Annotated in this window: 1 pseudogene; it reads right to left on the bottom strand. The window is 53.9% G+C overall.

Annotated elements, in window-relative coordinates:
- Positions 1-1442, bottom strand: a pseudogene (locus tag OCV63_RS10450) (SNF2-related protein); the annotation flags it as partial.

Genomic DNA, 1442 nt, shown 5'->3' with positions numbered 1-1442 from the left:
GACGCTTTTCCTCTGCATCCATGACTTCCAGTTCTATGCCCTGTGCCGTGGTACGGTAATCGGCAATATCGCCGGTCTCCAGATTCAGTGTCTCGATCTCACCGGAATAGGCTCTGCTCAGCCAGTAGGCAATCTCGCTGTTGCTCCTGCCGGATTGCAGCAGCGTGGAAATCTGCTTTTTATCCGCTTCATCCATCAGTCCATGAGCCAATACATCCCGCAAGTCCTGATCTGCCTTGTCCGGGTCACTGGGAAGAAATTCGGTATAGTAAGCATTGCGGCGGTCTGCCCGAAGCAGCTGCTCGAACTGTTCTTTACGCTCTGCCCGGTAGATGGGATATACCATACCGGTAGGCAGAAGCTGCACGGTGTCCTCCCGCAGCTCTGTGATCTGATAGGTGGCATCCTCGATATACACGGTATCGCCCACGGCATAGACCGGGGCAGCAGGGTCATAGGATGTTCTTTGCGGAGTAGGGCGGCGAACTGCATCATATTCCTCATCGGAAATGGAAACTTCGGAAGTCTGCTCTGTCTCGGCATCTGCGATCTGCTCGGCATCTGACATCACCTGTTGGATAAATGGGGCATTGTCCAGTTTTTCCGGGTCTGCCACCTGGCCGTTGACGATCCCTCTTTCCTCCAGAGCTTCCCGGATGGCGATTGGGTCGATGTCGTCAAAACGGTTCTGTTCTTCTTCGGTATAGAACCGGTCCTCCTGAATGAGCTGGGCAATCCGGCGCTGTACCTTCGGCCAGGGCAGCTGTGTTTCCTCCGGGCTGCCGGCACGGACAACGAACAGGCTGTTGCTGTTACTGCCGCCGTATTCCTGAGCCAGCCATGCGGCGGTATCTTTTTCTCTTGCATGGTCTTTCATATAGCGGACAACAGCGTGTTTACTCTCGATATTGCCGTTCCATGCACAAAGGGCAGTATCAATATCTTCCTGAGAAAGAGGGCGCAGAAGCTCATGGAGCTTTGGATAGGTCTCGTCGATCACTTCCCGGTGTAAACGCTGACGGAACTCCGGCACATCCGAATAGAGTCGGATCAGCTCCATATCCTTAGAACCAAGGACTGCACGGCGCACAGCGGCATTACCCTCGATGACAGCATTTTCACGGTCAGAATGCCCGCAGGCATTGCGGTATGCGGCATCCTCGGAAATGGCGGCAGTCACCACAGTCTTATACTGCTCAAACTGCTCCCGAAGGGTAGGCTTTGGCGTTTCTTCCTCCACCTCCGGCTGCTGGGCTTGGATGGCATCTTCTTCTGCCAATTCCTTTTCAGCCTGGATTTTGTCATACTGCGCCTGTTCCTGTTCGGTAAGATAGCGGCCTTTCTGGACAAGTGAGGTAATGCGCTTGGCAACCTTTTCCCAGTTCAAGTGAACATCCGGGCAGTCCTGCTTTTTATAGTGCAGTCCTTTCCCATCGTGATCT

This window comes from Laedolimicola ammoniilytica, from assembly GCF_025567165.1.
In the GTDB taxonomy this organism is placed as follows: domain Bacteria; phylum Bacillota; class Clostridia; order Lachnospirales; family Lachnospiraceae; genus Laedolimicola; species Laedolimicola ammoniilytica.
The sequence above is the reverse complement of the archived record's forward strand: the minus strand, read 5'-3'. Positions and strand labels throughout refer to the sequence as shown.